Source organism: Enterobacter sp. Res13-Sevr-PEC09-46 (genome assembly GCF_015672585.1).
In the GTDB taxonomy this organism is placed as follows: domain Bacteria; phylum Pseudomonadota; class Gammaproteobacteria; order Enterobacterales; family Enterobacteriaceae; genus Enterobacter; species Enterobacter hormaechei_C.
This window is the reverse complement of the sequence record NZ_JADABR010000005.1, coordinates 247642-263819: the sequence shown is the minus strand read 5'-3', so window position 1 is coordinate 263819 and position 16178 is coordinate 247642. Positions and strand designations below refer to the sequence as shown.

Genomic DNA, 16178 nt, shown 5'->3' with positions numbered 1-16178 from the left:
TCCGTTATTGAATAAGCGGCTGCCAGAGGGTCATCAGCCCCTGCGTCAGCCCACCGCGCCAGCAAAGCGCATCGTGTCCGCCGTCAACCTGACGCCAGAAAACCGGTTGCTGAGTGTGTAGTTCGGCGAGGATCGCCTGGTTTGCGCGCAAAATAAGCGACTCGTTGCGCCCGGCCTCAAGGACGATGCGCAGCCCGCGAGCGGTTTTGTCACCCGCTTTGAGTTGTTCGATGAGCAGCCCGTCCTGCTGCGCGCCGCGGTGCGGCCACCAGTAGGATCCGGACTGGCTGAGGATGCAGCCAAAACGCTGCGGCCAGTTGAGGCCCGCATAGAGGGAAGAGAGCCCGCCGAAGCTCTGACCCGCCACCACGGTATGGTCGGCGCGGTCGCTGAACGGGGCCATGCTTTTCACCTGCGGGAGAAGTTCGTCCTGCACCGCCAGCCAGAAATCAGGGTTACACGGCAGCTCGCGGCTGCGGTGTGCGGTGTCAATCACGTCGATTAAGACATAGACCGCAGGCGGCAGTTTGCCTTCATGGGTGAGCGACGCCAGCGCAGGCCAGACGGGCATGCTTTCGGCCCAGAACTGCCCGTCGAGCAGCACCGCCAGCGGGCGCTCGGGGCTTTCATCCCCGGTGGTAAAAACCCACACGCGGCGACGGTTCTTCAGACGCGCGCTGTGCCACTCAATGCAGACAGGCTTTTTGTAAGGGGTATCGGGATGGTTCCAGCCGGGCTGTACGGGCGCCTCCGGCATCTCCAGCGCCGAGACGGCGTGCCCGCGCCCGCCGCGCCAGCTCTGGGCATTCAGCGGGTCGGACACCGCGTGCGGCAATAGTTTGCGCCAGCCTTCGCGCAGCGCCATGCGGTCCGGCTGATCGCCTTCAAACACTGCGCTGGCAAAATCGTTTTCATTGTCGGAGGGGATAAAACAGTAGCTGCCGCGCCATTCCGGGCTGAACTCGCCCTGCCACTGCCAGACGTCGGTATCCGGGATACGTTCAAGGGACTGCGGACGGGCATTTTGATGGTGATCGGTCACACCGGTGACGTAGAGCCAGACGCGTTTAACCGTCGACGTTTTCTGCGTTCCCGCCGGGTCCCGCCACCAGAATGTCACGCGATAGTTTTCCTGATGACGTTCCCGTTCCGGCCCGTCTTTCGCCTGCCACCACGCTTCACTTCCGGTTGTTAACGCCGTCACCCTTATAACCCCATGTTTAACAGTCTTTTTTGTTTCAGAGCAAATTTTATTGATAATATTATTGATAACTATTTGCATTTGCAATAGCGTAATGCCCGCGCTGTGGGAAGCGCGCTCATTAAATAACCATAAAAGCGGGACGTACAATGAATAAGAAGATTCACTCTCTGGCCTTGCTGGTCAATTTAGGGATTTATGGTGTCGCGCTGCCCGTCATGGCAGACGACAACACCGCCACCGCCGCGCAGCACGAAGACACCATGGTGATCACCGCCGCCGAGCAGAATTTGCAGGCGCCGGGCGTGTCGACCATCACCGCCGACGAGATCCGCAAAAACCCGCCCGCGCGCGACGTGGCGGAAATCATCCGCACCATGCCGGGCGTTAACCTGACCGGCAACTCCACCAGCGGCCAGCGCGGGAATAACCGTCAGATTGACATTCGCGGCATGGGCCCGGAAAACACCCTGATCCTGATCGACGGCAAGCCGGTCACCAGCCGCAACTCCATCCGTCTGGGCTGGCGTGGCGAGCGTGACACCCGCGGCGATACCGGCTGGGTCCCGCCGGAGATGATCGAGCGCATCGAAGTGATCCGTGGCCCGGCTGCTGCCCGCTACGGTAATGGTGCGGCGGGCGGCGTGGTGAACATCATTACCAAAAAATTTGACGACCAGTGGCACGGCTCCTGGAACACCTACCTGAATGCGCCAGAGCATAAAGACGAAGGTTCCACCAAACGCACTAACTTCAGCCTGAGCGGCCCGCTGGGCGGGGATTTCAGCTTCCGCATGTACGGTAACCTGGATAAAACTCAGGCCGACGCCTGGGACATTAACCAGGGCCATCAGTCTGACCGTACCGGCACATATGCCGACACGCTGCCGGCAGGCCGTGAAGGGGTCGAGAATAAAGACATCAACGGCGTGGTGCGCTGGGACTTTGCGCCTATGCAGTCCCTGGAGTTTGAGGCGGGATACAGCCGCCAGAACAACCTTTACGCGGGCGATACCCAGAATACCAACAACGACAACAGCTCCAGCGGGCTGGTGAAGAAGAACTACGGTAAAGAGACTAACCGTATCTATCGTCAGAACTTCGCCGTGACCTGGAACGGCGGCTGGGATAACGGCATTACCACCAGCAACTGGGCGCAGTACGAGCACACCCGCAACTCACGTCTGGGCGAAGGCCTGGCGGGCGGTCTGGAAGGCCTGTTCAACAGCAATAAATTCACCGATACCGACCTGGCCGACGTGATGCTGCACAGCGAAATCAACCTGCCGATTGATTTCATTGTGAATCAAAACCTGACGCTCGGCACCGAGTGGAACCAGCAGCGCATGAAGGACTCGACCTCCTTCACGCAAACCCAGCAGGGCGGCACCATTCCGGGCATGAGCGAAGACCGTAGCCCGTACACTTCAGCGGAGATCTTCTCCCTGTTTGCCGAAAACAACATGGAGTTGACCGACAGCACCATGCTGACCCCTGCCCTGCGCTTCGACCACCACACCATTGTGGGTAATAACTGGAGCCCGTCCCTGAACCTGTCGCAGGGTCTGGGGGATGACTTCACCCTGAAGATGGGCATCGCGCGCGCCTATAAAGCGCCAAGCCTGTACCAGACCAACCCTAACTACCTGTTGTACAGTAAAGGCCAGGGCTGCTACGCCAGTTCCGACGGCGTGGGCTGCTACATGATGGGTAACGACGATCTGAAAGCGGAAACCAGCATCAACAAAGAGATTGGCCTGGAGTGGAAACGCGACGGCTGGCTGGCGGGCGTGACCTGGTTCCGCAACGACTACCGCAACAAGATTGAAGCGGGCTACGCGCCGATTGGCCAGACGTCCACCGGCAAAGTCACCACCGATATCTACCAGTGGGAAAACGTGCCGAAGGCGGTAGTAGAAGGTCTGGAAGGCTCCCTGAACGTGCCGGTCAGCGACACCATCAACTGGACCAACAACATCACCTACATGCTGCAAAGCAAGAACAAGGAGACCGGCGATCGTCTGTCGATCATCCCGGAGTATACGCTGAACTCTACCCTGAGCTGGCAGGTGCATCAGGACGTATCGCTCCAGTCGACCTTCACCTGGTACGGCAAGCAGCAGCCGAAGAAGTACAACTACAAAGGTCAGCCGGTCACCGGGTCTGAGAAAGACGAAGTCAGCCCGTACAGCATCGTGGGCCTGAGCGCGACCTGGGACGTGACCAAAAACGTCAGCCTGACCGGCGGCGTGGACAACGTCTTCGACAAGCGCCAGTGGCGTGCGGGTAACGCCCAGACCACGGGTAATACCACCACCGGCGCGTATATGTACGGTGCGGGCGCGTATACGTATAATGAACCGGGCCGTACCTGGTATATGAGCGTGAATACGCGTTTTTAAGGCACTGAAGTCAATCCTTCCCTCTCCCCTCCGGGGAGAGGGTCAGGGTGAGGGGAAAAACCATGCACACCACCCACAGCACATTTTCTCTCGCCGGCCACACCCTCCACCGCATCACTTTCGACCCCGCCACCTTTACCGACGCCGATCTCCTCTGGCTCCCCCATCACGCGCAGCTTGCTGACGCTGGACGCAAACGCAAGGCCGACCACCTGGCAGGCCGCATCGCCGCCGCGCACGCCTTACCTGACCACACCATGCCCGCCATCGGCCCCAGCGGGGAACCGCTCTGGCCGCAAGGTATTTCCGGCAGCATCACCCACAGCGGCACGCAGGCGATAGCCGTCGTCACGCAATACCCGGCGCTTATCGGCATCGATTGTGAAACGATCCTCTTCGAAAACGAAGCCAGGGAAATCAAAGACGGCATTATTGATACGCAGGAAGAACCTGTGCTTTCCCGCCAGGGATACCCGTTCGCCCTCGCCCTGACGCTGGTCTTCAGCGCCAAAGAGAGCCTGTTTAAGGCCCTCTTTCCGCAGGTACAGGCCTGGATGGGTTTTGACTGCGCCCGCGTTACCAAGCTCGACGACAAGACGCTCACGCTGGCGTTGACCCGTCAACTGGCAGGCTTTGAAGAAGGCACCGCCTTCCGCCTGCACTGGCAGCAGCACGGCGAACAGGTCATCACCCTGCTGTCACACGCTCCTGGCGACGAGCCTTCACGCTGGTCACCACAAACGTCACGATAAACACCATCGCGAACAGGACCACAATGGTCGGCGCAGGCGCGCTGTCGAGATAAAACGAGGCATAAACGCCGCTTACCGACACCAGCGCTGAAACGGCGACCGCCACCAGCAGCGCCATGTGAAAGCGTCGGGTAATCAACACCGCCACGGCGCCGGGCGCAATCAGCAGGGAAATCGACAGAATGATCCCCACCGCTTTCAGCGTCGCAACGATGGTCAGCGAAACCATGCACAGTAAGCCGTAGTGCAGCCAGCGGGTGCGCAGGCCACTCGCCTGCGCCTGCTGATAGTCAAAGCAGAACAGCAGAAAATCGCGCCACTTCAGGCCAATCACCAGCGCAATCAGCCCCGCGACGAGACCGCTTTGCAGAATGTCCATCCCGTTAATACCCAACATATCGCCGAACAGAATGTGGTCGAGATGCACCTCAGGTTTGACGGCGATATAGAGGATCAGGCCCGCGCCGAACATGCCGGAAAAGACGATCCCCATGACCGTATCCTGTTTGATGCGACTGTTATCCTTCAGATATCCGGTGGCGACCGCGCAGAAAAGACCGGCCACGAACGCGCCCAGCGCCAGCGGCAGGCCCATCATCCAGGCCAGCACGACGCCGGGAAACACCGCGTGGCTCATGGCGTCGCCCATCAGCGCCCAGCCTTTCAGCACCAGAAAAACCGACAGCAGCGCGCAGGGCACGGCCACCAGGAGTGAAATCAGCAGCGCGTTGTTCATAAACGCAAACTGGAAGGGTTCGAGAAGCAGCGTCAACATGGGTGTGCCTCCCGCGCCCGACGGCGGCTGGCAAGCAGTCCGTGCTTCGGCGCAAAGACGAACGCCATCAGGAACAGCAGCGTCTGGGCGACCACGATAATGCCGCCGGTGGCGCCGTCCAGGTAATAGCTGGCCCACGCGCCGAGGAAGCTGGTGATGCTGCCAATGGCGACCGCAATCATCAGCAGGCGCGGGAAGCGGTCGGTCAGCAGCCACGCGGTCGCGCCGGGCGTGACCACCAGACAGATCACCAGAAATGCGCCGACGGTTTGCAGCGCCGCCACGGTAGAGACCGCCAGCAGCGTGAAGAAGAGAATTTTCAGGCGTTCAGGACGCAGGCCGATGGCGCGGGCGTGGTTCTCATCAAAAAAGGTCACCATCAGATCTTTCCATTTGAACAGCAGGATAACTATCGACACCACGCCGATAATCGCCAGCTGGACGATATCTTCCGGGGCGATAGCCAGAATATTGCCGAGGACGATGGTCTGAATGTTCACCGAGGTCGGGTTGAGCGAGACCATAAACAGCCCCAGCCCGAAAAACGAGGAGAAGATCAGCCCGATAATGGCGTCCTCCTTCAGGCGGCTGCGCTGGTTGAGAAACAGCATGCTGCCCGCCGCCAGCCCGCCCGATAAAAACGCCCCCAGCGAGAACGGCAGCCCGAGCATGTAGGCCCCCGCTACGCCCGGCACGATGGAGTGCGACAGCGCATCGCCGATCAGCGACCAGCCTTTGAGCATCAGATAGCAGGAGAGAAACGCGCACAGCCCGCCCACCATCGCCGAGACCCACATCGCGTTGAGCATGTACTCGTAGCCGAAGGGTTCGAGAAGCACGTTCATTTGGCCTCCTGACGGTGCGTGACGAAGGGGCGTTCGTCGTCGGTAATAATGCGATCTTCCGAGCCGCTGAGCACCACGTGGCGCAGCACGCCGCTAAAGGCGCGCTCGAGATTCTCGGCGGTAAAGGTGGTTTCCGTCGGGCCGCTCGCCAGCACGGTGCCTTTGACCATCACCGTGTAATCGCAGAATTCCGTGACCGAGCCCAGGTTATGGGTCGAGACCAGCATCGTTTTGCCCTCGTCGCGCAGCTCCCGCAGCAGGCTGATGATCCTGGCTTCGGTTTTGACGTCCACGCCGGTAAACGGCTCGTCGAGCAGGATCACCTCGCCCTGCTGGGCAATCGCCCGCGCCAGAAACACGCGCTTCTTCTGCCCGCCGGACAGCTCGCCAATCTGCCGATGGCGCAGCTCGAGCATATCTACACGCTTCAGGGCGTCGGTGACGATCTGCTTATCGCATTCTTTGGGACGACGCAGAAACCCCATATGCCCGTAGCGGCCCATCATCACCACGTCCTCGACGAGCACCGGAAACGACCAGTCGACCTCTTCCGACTGCGGCACGTAGGCGACCAGGTTCTGACGCAGCGCCCGGTGAGGCGGCAGCCCCAGAATGGAGATAGTGCCGCTCGCCGCCCGCACAAACCCCATCACCGCCTTAAACAGCGTGGACTTGCCGGAACCGTTCACCCCCACCAGGGCGGCAATCGATCCGCCCGGCACGCTGAACGATGCGTCGCGCAGCGCCGTGTGGCCGTTGCGGTAGGTCACGGTCACGTCGGTTACAACAATCCCCTCGTGCATGGTTACTCCTTCATGCCGTCACGGATGCCCTGCACCAGCGTGCGGGTGGTGACGTTCAGCAGATCGATATAGGTCGGCACCGGGCCGTTTTCCGCGCTCAGAGAGTCGACGTACAGCACGCCGCCATAGTGGGCGCCGGTTTCACGCGCCACCTGACGGGCGGGCTTATCCGAGACCGTACTTTCGCTAAACACCGCCGGAATGTGATGTTTTTTCACCATGTCGATAACCTTGCGCACCTGCTGGGGCGTGCCCTGCTGATCGGCGTTGATCGGCCACAGGTAAAGCTCCTTCAGGCCCAAATCCCGCGCCAGATAGGAGAACGCCCCTTCGCTGGTTACCATCCAGCGTTTGTCTTCAGGTATCTCCGCGACCTGCTTGCGCAGCGGTTCGAGAGTGGCGGTGATCTTCTGCTTGTAGGCTTCCGCATTGCGCTGATAGGTCTGTGCGTTGGCCGGATCGTACTTCACCAGCGCGTCGCGGATGTTATCGACGTAAATCAGGGCGTTGTCCGGCGACATCCACGCGTGCGGATTGGGCTTGCCGTTATAGGGCCCTTCGCTGATGCCCATCGGGGTGATGCCTTTGGTGACAATCACCTCCGGCACGCCGTTCAGATGCTGATAAAAGCGCTGGAACCACAGTTCCAGATTCATGCCGTTCGCCAGGATCAGCTGTGCCTTCTGCGCGCGTTTGATATCGCCCGGGGTGGGCTGGTATTCGTGAATTTCCGCGCCCGGTTTGGTAATGGAGGTGACCTCTGCGGCATCCCCCGCCACGTTTTTCGCCATATCAGCAATAACGGTAAAAGTGGTGATGACCTGGAACTTTTCAGCCGCCAGCGCGCCGGTCGTGGTCGCAGTCATGAGCAGCGCGCCGAGCAACAGACGCTTCAATCCTTGCCGTGGATGCATCGCAGAAGTCTCCTGAGGTGATTAAATTCAAAGCAAAATTAGCCTGTGCTATAAGGTATAGCACAGGCTATGTTTAAATGAAAATAATTATCATTAAAGTTGTGTCAACCTGGACTGTCAGGCGGAATTTTTAGGAAATGTGCTTTCTTTTTTCTCTCACGGTCAGGAGTATTATTTACGGCCAATACCCATATTAATAAAAGGGAATTGACATGCCGGTTAATGAAAGAATTCACCCCACTTCGGGAACCCCGATTAATCCGGGCGGGATCCGACAGCTCACAATTGGTGAAATCGCCCTTGCGAAGACGCTTTACGGTTACAGCATCCGTTATCATCTGGTGTGGGTACACAGGGAAAGCTATCTTCCTTTTAATTTACAACCTGTAAATGTTGCTATGACTCCCAACGGGGAAATGTGGTTTAGAGAAGACACATATTCTCCGGATTTTTCATTAGAAAAATTGTTAGATAAAAAACATCTATTCATGCATGAAATGATGCATGTCTGGCAAGCCCAAAAAGGGATGTTTGTCAGAACAAGGGGATTATTCTCTGGTATTGCTGACTACACCTATAGCTTTGATAAAGCAGATCTATTGCATTACGGATTAGAACAGCAAGCATCGATCGTAAGTGACTACTGGTTATTACAGTTTTATGGGTTTGAAAAATATACATTCCTGCCAAAATATCGAGATATTAATTCGAATGAACCCGTTTATTCTATGCTGCAAAAATATAAAAATATTCTGAAAGGATTCCCAGGATGAAAACTATAACGCTCATCTCACCATTATGTATTCTCCTGACGGGGTGCCCTGGTTGCCCGCCGTTGTCTCATTCCAGAGCTACTTTTATTGATGGTAACCATGTTTGCTTTAGTATTGATAAAAAAGATGTCGTGAACTATTACACCATTGATTCCAGCAAAGGTCCCGACATTACAACTATCACAAGTTCAGGAAGTAATAAACTCAGTTGGTCTTATCCTAACAATTGCATAGATGTGAAATGGGAGTATGGCTATACGTATGTTATTAGCTATGGTTTAAATAATAAAAATTATCATCACGAATTCTTTATTGATAATGACGGACAGCTTACTAATTTAGGAGGATTATAATGTCATTACCCGCTTACTTATTTCTCTACGATGAGAACGGAATGCTCATTCAGGGCGACTGTATGATGCCAGGCCGGGAAGGTGCTATCGAAATTATGAACAGCAGTTACGGCATAAAACAGGCAGTGGACAGCCATACCGGGAATATGACCGGAACACGGCAGCATAGTCCGGTTACCGTGCATAAGCAATTAGATAAAGTGAGCCCTTATCTTGCCGTTGCCGCCTGCGAGGGCAGACGGCTGCAAAAAGCCATTATCAAATATTATGAAATTGTTGAAGCGGGAGCAGAAAGAGAGATCTACACCATTACGCTTGACAGCGTGGTGATCTCATCTCTGGATTTCACGCATGTTTATTACCCGGGCAGTTCAGCCCCGAATATGCATGAAGTGGTGGGGCTTCGATTCCGGGGCATTCAGTGGAATTATGTGAAAGGCAATATTCTTTATGGCGATGCATGGTTGAAACCTGCACAGAAAGAGAAGAGTAACGCATAATTTACCTGGCTCATAAAGATCAATGCATGCTGGCGCTCAGAAACGGCGATCCTGGCATTCCCAGGATCGCCTGGTTAATCTTAAGCGCTACCCTTTTCCACTTTCATTCACGGGCAAATCCCCCGTATCAATTAACGCTCCCGGAAACGTCTCCAGCCACTTCATCATCTTCAGTTTGTTGGTATACGTTGCACTGACGCCTTCCAGACAGCCCCACAGCTCACGGGAATTTTGCGGCGTAATCACAATACAATCCGGCATCACGCGGATCTTCACGGCTATTCCTGCTTTAAACCCTGCGCGGGTTAACCACACGCCGGTTAACGGCAGATAGTTGCGCTCCATTCGAGTATAAAGTTCCACACAGGCGGAACCCGCCTCTCCTCTTTCATGAAGATACGCAGAGTTAACCGGTTCGTCATGTAACGCCCGGATGCGTTTTTTGCGTAGCTTCTCGCGATTTTCTTGCTGAATCTCTAAATCTGCATTTTCTGTTTGGGCAATAGCTCGCTCTGGCATAGAATTCTTCGCAGCCATAATCAACTCCTGTTTAGTTGTTTGTGGTTAGCGGTATGGAGGTGGTCGCACACCTTTGTACCGCGATTCCTTTTCTTACCTTTTTACCTATTCTTTCAAGATCTCAGTGCTGGCTTAACTGCCGCTATTACACTGCCATGGATAAATGTACAGGGGTCGAATATTAGGGAAATGCGAGGCGGCTCGAGTAAATAAAGAAAAATAAAATGGTGAATATAAAGAAAGGAAATATTGCCCTTCAGATCCAATGCTCATTAAACGCCTGATGGCGCTTCGCTAATCAGGCCTACGATAAACCGGTTTTGTAGGCCGGGTAAGGCATCGCCGCCACCCGGCATGAGGGCAGCGGCGCTGCCTTTGTAGGTTCTTCAGATCAAGCCTCAAACATCCGGGAACATCACGCTATTCCCCGGTGCTTCCCTGTGCAGATGGATAAAGTTAAGGTGCCGTTCATACTGGTCCAGAATGTCCGTGATCACCTGCTCCTTGCTGTAATCCATCAAATCATTCCCCTGGCTGCCTTCCAGCAGGAAGGTCTCCAGCCGGTAGTAGGTCGACTTCCCGCTGCGCGCCCGGTAGGTAAAGCCGGGAACCGAATACTGCTGCGGCCAGATCTGATAGACAAAGTTCTGCTCGTCGCCCATGTGCACCAGCAGATCCAGGTGCCCCAGATTTTCGCCCTCTTCCGGGGGCAGGTTTTTCAGCTCCACGTAGGCGCCACGCAGCTTCAGCTCCTGGGCCACCTCTTCCATCGCCGGGAAACAGACCGTCTCCATCATCTGGCTGGTGTAGCGCGTGCCGGGGTAGTTCATCAGGCGCGAGAGGCGTTTCTTCCAGCTCAGCCTGTCCTGCGCGCCCAGCGGACGCGGGGCGGTGTCGCGGCTGGCGCTGACGCGGCGGTAGTCTTCCACCTTAAGCGATTTATACAGCCCGGCCATCACGAAGAAGATCACGAAGCTGAACGGCAGGCCCATGATCACCGTGGTGTTCTGCAACGCCGAGATACCGTTGGTCATCAGCATGCCGAGCGTCAGCAGGCCGATGGCGACGGACCAGAAGATGCGCAGCCAGTTCGGCGCGTCGCTGTTAATGTCCTTGAGCTTCGAGGTGAAGTTCCCCAGCACCAGCGCGCCGGAGTCCGCCGAGGTGACGTAGAACAGCAGGCCGGTAATGGTCGCTACGGACGCGCTAAAGGTAAACGCCGGATACTGCGCCAGCAGGCTGTAGAAGCCGCGCTCCGGGTGCGCCATCGCTTCCTGGGCAAAAGTCGCATTGCCGTGGATGATCTCGTGCAGCGCGCTGTTGCCGAAAATCGACAGCCACAGCAGGGTAAAGGTGAACGGGATGATCAGCGTGCCCATCACGAACTGACGGATGGTGCGCCCACGCGAAATACGCGCCAGGAACAGGCCGACAAACGGCGACCACGCCACCCACCACGCCCAGAAGAAGAGCGTCCAGTTGTTCATCCACTCTGTCGGACGGTCAAAGGCGAAGCTGTTCAGCGTCATGCCCATAAAGCGATTTACGTAATCACCTACGTTCAGCACTAACGCATTCAGCAGGAACGAGGTGTCGCCCATAAACAGCACGAACAGGATCAGCCCCAGCGCCAGCGCGACGTTCAGCTCGGAGAGCACGCGAATCCCTTTATCCACGCCGGAGGTCACCGAGATGGTGGCGATAATCACCGACAGCGCAATCAGTGCCGCCTTCGCCGCCATCGAATCCGGGATGTCAAACAGCACGCTCAACCCGTAGTTAAGCTGCACCACGCCAATCCCGAGCGTGGTGGCAATGCCGAAGATGGTGCCGATCACCGCCGCAATGTCGACGCTGTGGCCAATCGGACCGTTGATCTTTTTGCCGAAAATCGGGTACAGCGCGGAGCGGATGGTAAGGGGCAAATTATAACGATAGCTAAAGTATCCGAGCGCCATGCCCATCAGGGCGTACATCGACCAGCCCGTCAGGCCGTAGTGGAACAGCGTCCAGACCATCGCCTGGCGCGCGGCCTCCATCGTCTGCCCTGCCCCTTCCGGCGGCTGCATATACTGCGTGACCGGTTCCGCCACGGAGAAGAACATCAGGTCGATGCCGATACCCGCGGCAAACAGCATTGCGGCCCAGCTCAGCAGGCTGAACTCGGGTTTAGACTGCTCCGGCCCGAGCTTCACCGACCCAAAGCGCGAGCAGGCAATGCATACCACGAACACGATATAGAGCGTCGCCGCCAGCAGATAGTACCAGCCGAAGGTCTTCGACACCCAGTTCAGGGTGCGCCCAATCCACTCGGCAGAAAAATCACGAAAGAAGATCGTCGTCAGGGAAAACAACAAAATCAGCCCGGCGGACGTATAAAAAACGACCGGGTTGATTTTGTCTTTTTCTCTGTCCTGTGAAAGGTCTGTCATCCAGTATCCCCACTGTTTTTGTAACTATTAAAATCCAAAATCGCAACAATTAAGACACATTTTATATTGAACGTCCAATCAAAAACCGCTTTAATAGTTAACCAACGCTGATGAATGGAGTGGCAAAAATGCCCAAAGTGGGGATGCAGCCGATCCGGCGCAGGCAGCTAATCGATGCCACGCTGGAAGCAATTAATGAAGTGGGAATGCATGACGCAACCATTGCGCAGATCGCCCGTCGGGCGGGCGTGTCCACGGGGATCATCAGCCACTATTTCAAAGATAAAAATGGTCTGCTGGAAGCAACCATGCGCGACATTACCGGTCAGCTGCGCGACGCGGTATTAAGCCGTTTACGCGCCCTGCCGGACGGCAGCGCAGAGCAGCGTTTGCAGGCGATTGTCGGCGGCAATTTTGATGAAACCCAGGTCAGCGGCGCGGCGATGAAGGCCTGGCTGGCCTTCTGGGCGAGCAGCATGCATCAGCCGATGCTCTACCGTTTGCAGCAGGTCAGCAGCCGTCGGTTGCTCTCAAACCTGGTGTACGAGTTCCGCCGCGAGCTGCCGCGTGAACAGGCTGAAGAGGCGGGCTACGGGCTCGCCGCACTGATTGACGGGCTGTGGCTGCGCGCTGCGCTCAGCGGCAAACCGCTGGATAAAACCCTGGCCCAGTCGCTTACCAGCCACTTTATCAGCCAGCATTTACCGACCGATTAACCGAGGAGAATTTATGTCCCGAATGGCAGAACAGCAGCTTTATATCAATGGTGGTTATACATCCGCCACCAGCGGTCGTACCTTCGAGACCATCAACCCGGCGAACGGTGAAGTTCTGGCGACCGTGCAGGCGGCCGGGCGCGAAGACGTCGACCGCGCCGTCGAAAGCGCAAAACGCGGGCAAAAAATCTGGGCGGCGATGACCGCCATGGAGCGCTCGCGCATCCTGCGTCGCGCCGTCGATATCCTGCGCGAGCGCAACGATGTGCTGGCGAAGCTGGAAACCCTCGACACCGGTAAAGCGTATTCCGAAACCTCGACCGTCGACATCGTCACCGGTGCAGACGTGCTGGAGTACTACGCGGGGCTGATCCCGGCGCTGGAAGGCAGCCAGATCCCGCTGCGCGGCACCTCGTTCGTCTACACCCGCCGCGAGCCGCTGGGCGTGGTGGCGGGCATCGGCGCGTGGAACTACCCGATCCAGATCGCCCTGTGGAAATCCGCCCCGGCGCTGGCGGCGGGCAACGCGATGATCTTCAAGCCGAGCGAAGTGACCCCGCTCACCGCCCTGAAGCTGGCGGAAATCTACACCGAAGCAGGCGTGCCGGACGGCGTGTTTAACGTCCTGCCGGGCGTGGGCGCAGAGACCGGCCAGTTCCTGACCGAGCATCCGGGCATCGCCAAAGTCTCCTTCACCGGTGGCGTGGCCAGCGGCAAAAAGGTGATGGCGAACTCGGCGGCCTCGTCCCTGAAAGAGGTGACGATGGAGCTGGGCGGTAAATCCCCGCTAATAGTGTTTGACGACGCGGATCTGGATCTCGCGGCAGATATCGCCATGATGGCGAACTTCTTCAGCTCCGGCCAGGTGTGCACCAACGGCACCCGCGTGTTCGTGCCCGCGAAGGTCAAAGCCGCGTTTGAGCAAAAAATCGTCGAGCGCGTGGGCCGCATCCGCGCGGGCGACCTGTTCGATGAAAACACCAACTTTGGCCCGATGGTCAGCTTCCCGCATCGCGACAGCGTGCTGCGCTACATCACCAAAGGCAAAGAGGAAGGCGCGCGCGTGCTGTGCGGCGGCGACGTACTGAAGGGCGACGGCTTTGATAACGGCGCGTGGGTGGCCCCGACCGTGTTCACCGACTGCACCGACGAAATGACCATCGTGCGCGAAGAGATCTTCGGCCCGGTGATGTCCATCCTTACCTATGACACTGACGAAGAAGCCATTCGCCGCGCCAATGATACCGACTACGGTCTGGCGGCAGGCATCGTCACTGCCGATCTGAACCGCGCCCACGGCGCCATTCATCAGCTCGAAGCGGGCATCTGCTGGATCAACACCTGGGGCGAATCCGCCGCAGAGATGCCGGTCGGTGGCTACAAACACTCCGGCATTGGCCGTGAGAACGGCGTCATGACGCTTCAGAGTTACACCCAGGTGAAGTCCATCCAGGTTGAGATGGGTAAATTCCAGTCCATATTTTAACCGGGAGGTTTATTTGCAATTTGACTACATCATTATCGGAGCCGGCTCTGCCGGCAACGTACTGGCAACACGACTGACTGAAGATCCGAACACCACCGTCCTGCTGCTTGAGGCGGGCGGGCCGGACTACCGCTTTGACTTCCGCACCCAGATGCCTGCCGCGCTGGCCTTCCCGTTGCAGGGCAAGCGCTACAACTGGGCGTATGAAACCGAGCCTGAGCCTTTCATGAACAATCGCCGCATGGAATGCGGACGGGGTAAAGGGCTGGGCGGCTCGTCGCTGATCAACGGCATGTGCTACGTGCGCGGTAACGCGATGGATCTGGACAACTGGGCGAAACAATCGGGTCTGGAGCACTGGAGCTACCTCAACTGCCTGCCCTACTACCGCAAGGCAGAGACCCGCGACGTGGGGCCGAACGACTACCACGGCGGCGACGGTCCGGTGAGCGTCACCACCTCTAAGCCGGGCGTGAACCCGCTGTTTGAAGCGATGGTAGAGGCGGGCGTGCAGGCGGGCTACCCGCGCACCGACGACCTTAACGGCTATCAGCAGGAAGGCTTTGGCCCGATGGACCGTACGGTCACGCCGCAGGGCCGACGCGCCAGCACCGCGCGCGGCTATCTGGACCAGGCCAAACCGCGCCCGAATCTGACCATCCGCACCCACGCCATGACCGATCACATTATCTTTGACGGCAAGCGCGCGGTTGGCGTCGAGTGGCTGGAAGGCGAAAGCACCATTCCGTCAAAAGCGACGGCGAAGAAAGAGGTGCTGCTGTGCGCGGGCGCCATCGCGTCTCCGCAGATCCTCCAGCGCTCCGGCGTGGGCAACGCTGAACTGCTGAAGCAGTTTGATATCCCGCTGGTACATGATTTACCCGGGGTGGGTGAAAACTTGCAGGATCACCTGGAGATGTACCTTCAGTATGAATGTAAGGAGCCGGTCTCACTCTACCCTGCCCTGCAATGGTGGAACCAGCCGAAGATTGGCGCGGAGTGGCTGTTTGGCGGCACAGGCGTGGGCGCGAGCAACCACTTCGAAGCGGGCGGATTTATCCGCAGCCGCGAGGAGTTTGAGTGGCCGAACATCCAGTACCACTTCCTGCCGGTGGCGATTAACTACAACGGCTCCAACGCGGTGAAAGAACATGGCTTCCAGTGCCACGTTGGCTCCATGCGCTCGCCGAGCCGCGGCCACGTACGCATCAAGTCGCGCGATCCGCACCAGCATCCGGCGATCCTGTTCAACTACATGTCCCACGAGCAGGACTGGCAGGAGTTCCGCGACGCGATCCGCATCACCCGCGAGATCATGCACCAGCCGGCGCTGGACAAGTATCGCGGTCGTGAAATCAGCCCGGGCATCGAATGCCAGACCGACGAACAGCTGGACGAGTTTGTGCGCAACCACGCCGAAACCGCCTTCCACCCGTGCGGCACCTGCAAAATGGGCTACGACGAAATGGCGGTGGTTGACGGCGAAGGCCGGGTTCACGGGCTGGAAGGGTTACGCGTAGTGGATGCGTCGATTATGCCGCAGATTATCACCGGCAACCTGAACGCCACCACCATCATGATTGGCGAAAAGATTGCCGACGCCATTCGCGGGCGCGAGCCGCTGGCGAAGAGCACGGCGGCGTATTATGTGGCGGATGGGGCGCCGGTTCGCCGCTGAGTGCGAACTTCTCCCCTCACCCCGGCCCT

General features: G+C 57.7%; 15 protein-coding genes. 8 read left to right on the top strand and 7 right to left on the bottom strand.

Features of this window, described 5'->3' with window-relative positions:
* Positions 1-4: 4 nt before the first annotated feature.
* Positions 5-1204, bottom strand: a complete 1200-nt coding sequence (gene fes, locus IMQ56_RS02500) for an enterochelin esterase (protein ID WP_045328983.1) — start codon at positions 1202-1204, stop codon at positions 5-7.
* A gap of 146 nt (positions 1205-1350) precedes the next feature.
* Here fes and IMQ56_RS02495 point away from each other — a divergent pair, with 146 nt between their 5' ends.
* Both IMQ56_RS02495 and entD read left to right on the top strand, forming a co-directional pair.
* On the top strand, positions 1351-3603 hold the full coding sequence (locus IMQ56_RS02495; protein ID WP_196063743.1) for a TonB-dependent siderophore receptor: 2253 nt from the start codon (positions 1351-1353) through the stop codon (positions 3601-3603).
* Positions 3604-3665: 62 nt separating this feature from the next.
* A complete protein-coding gene (gene entD / locus IMQ56_RS02490; RefSeq protein WP_039271382.1) occupies positions 3666-4355 on the top strand; it encodes an enterobactin synthase subunit EntD in 690 nt (229 codons plus the stop codon).
* Here the strand turns inward: entD and IMQ56_RS02485 are convergent.
* Genes IMQ56_RS02485 through sitA form a run of 4 tightly spaced genes read right to left on the bottom strand, consistent with a single transcriptional unit; the run spans position 4291 to position 7692 of the window.
* Positions 4291-5130 carry a metal ABC transporter permease gene (locus IMQ56_RS02485; RefSeq protein ID WP_017382522.1) on the bottom strand — a complete coding sequence of 280 codons (840 nt, stop codon included), beginning with the start codon at positions 5128-5130 and terminating at the stop codon, positions 4291-4293. The genes entD and IMQ56_RS02485 overlap by 65 nt on opposite strands.
* Positions 5124-5975 carry an iron/manganese ABC transporter permease subunit SitC gene (gene sitC, locus IMQ56_RS02480; RefSeq protein WP_023296090.1) on the bottom strand — a complete coding sequence of 284 codons (852 nt, stop codon included), beginning with the start codon at positions 5973-5975 and terminating at the stop codon, positions 5124-5126. Before sitC ends, IMQ56_RS02485 begins: the two co-directional genes overlap by 7 nt.
* The gene (sitB, locus tag IMQ56_RS02475) at positions 5972-6778 is read right to left on the bottom strand and encodes an iron/manganese ABC transporter ATP-binding protein SitB (RefSeq protein ID WP_017382524.1); all 807 of its coding nucleotides are present in this window, start codon (positions 6776-6778) and stop codon (positions 5972-5974) included. Before sitB ends, sitC begins: the two co-directional genes overlap by 4 nt.
* A gap of 2 nt (positions 6779-6780) precedes the next feature.
* Positions 6781-7692, bottom strand: coding sequence for an iron/manganese ABC transporter substrate-binding protein SitA (gene sitA / locus IMQ56_RS02470; protein ID WP_045339331.1), 912 nt, complete (start codon positions 7690-7692; stop codon positions 6781-6783).
* 212 nt (positions 7693-7904) lie between these two features.
* On the opposite strand from sitA, the gene IMQ56_RS02465 reads away from it, so the two are divergent.
* From IMQ56_RS02465 to IMQ56_RS02455, 3 genes are read left to right on the top strand one after another with little or no spacing between them, the layout of a single operon-like run.
* Positions 7905-8465, top strand: a complete 561-nt coding sequence (locus IMQ56_RS02465) for a hypothetical protein (RefSeq protein ID WP_045324902.1) — start codon at positions 7905-7907, stop codon at positions 8463-8465.
* Positions 8462-8818, top strand: a complete 357-nt coding sequence (locus IMQ56_RS02460) for a putative T6SS immunity periplasmic lipoprotein (protein ID WP_196063744.1) — start codon at positions 8462-8464, stop codon at positions 8816-8818. The genes IMQ56_RS02465 and IMQ56_RS02460 overlap by 4 nt, the downstream gene beginning before the upstream one ends.
* On the top strand, positions 8818-9318 hold the full coding sequence (locus tag IMQ56_RS02455; protein WP_196063745.1) for a type VI secretion system tube protein Hcp: 501 nt from the start codon (positions 8818-8820) through the stop codon (positions 9316-9318). Before IMQ56_RS02460 ends, IMQ56_RS02455 begins: the two co-directional genes overlap by 1 nt.
* Positions 9319-9405: 87 nt before the next feature.
* On the opposite strand, the gene IMQ56_RS02450 is transcribed toward IMQ56_RS02455, so the two are convergent.
* On the bottom strand, positions 9406-9855 hold the full coding sequence (locus IMQ56_RS02450) for a SymE family type I addiction module toxin (protein WP_196063746.1): 450 nt from the start codon (positions 9853-9855) through the stop codon (positions 9406-9408).
* Between the two features lie 380 nt (positions 9856-10235).
* The gene (gene betT / locus IMQ56_RS02445; RefSeq protein WP_023296083.1) at positions 10236-12269 is read right to left on the bottom strand and encodes a choline BCCT transporter BetT; all 2034 of its coding nucleotides are present in this window, start codon (positions 12267-12269) and stop codon (positions 10236-10238) included.
* Between the two features lie 128 nt (positions 12270-12397).
* Between betT and betI the strand changes: the two genes are divergently transcribed.
* Genes betI through betA form a run of 3 tightly spaced genes read left to right on the top strand, consistent with a single transcriptional unit; the run spans position 12398 to position 16149 of the window.
* Complete coding sequence (gene betI, locus IMQ56_RS02440) at positions 12398-12985, top strand: transcriptional regulator BetI (RefSeq protein WP_003858827.1); 588 nt, start codon at positions 12398-12400, stop codon at positions 12983-12985.
* Between the two features lie 13 nt (positions 12986-12998).
* Positions 12999-14471, top strand: a complete 1473-nt coding sequence (gene betB, locus IMQ56_RS02435) for a betaine-aldehyde dehydrogenase (RefSeq protein WP_196063747.1) — start codon at positions 12999-13001, stop codon at positions 14469-14471.
* Positions 14472-14484: 13 nt separating this feature from the next.
* On the top strand, positions 14485-16149 hold the full coding sequence (betA, locus tag IMQ56_RS02430) for a choline dehydrogenase (RefSeq protein WP_047063308.1): 1665 nt from the start codon (positions 14485-14487) through the stop codon (positions 16147-16149).
* Positions 16150-16178 lie beyond the last annotated feature (29 nt).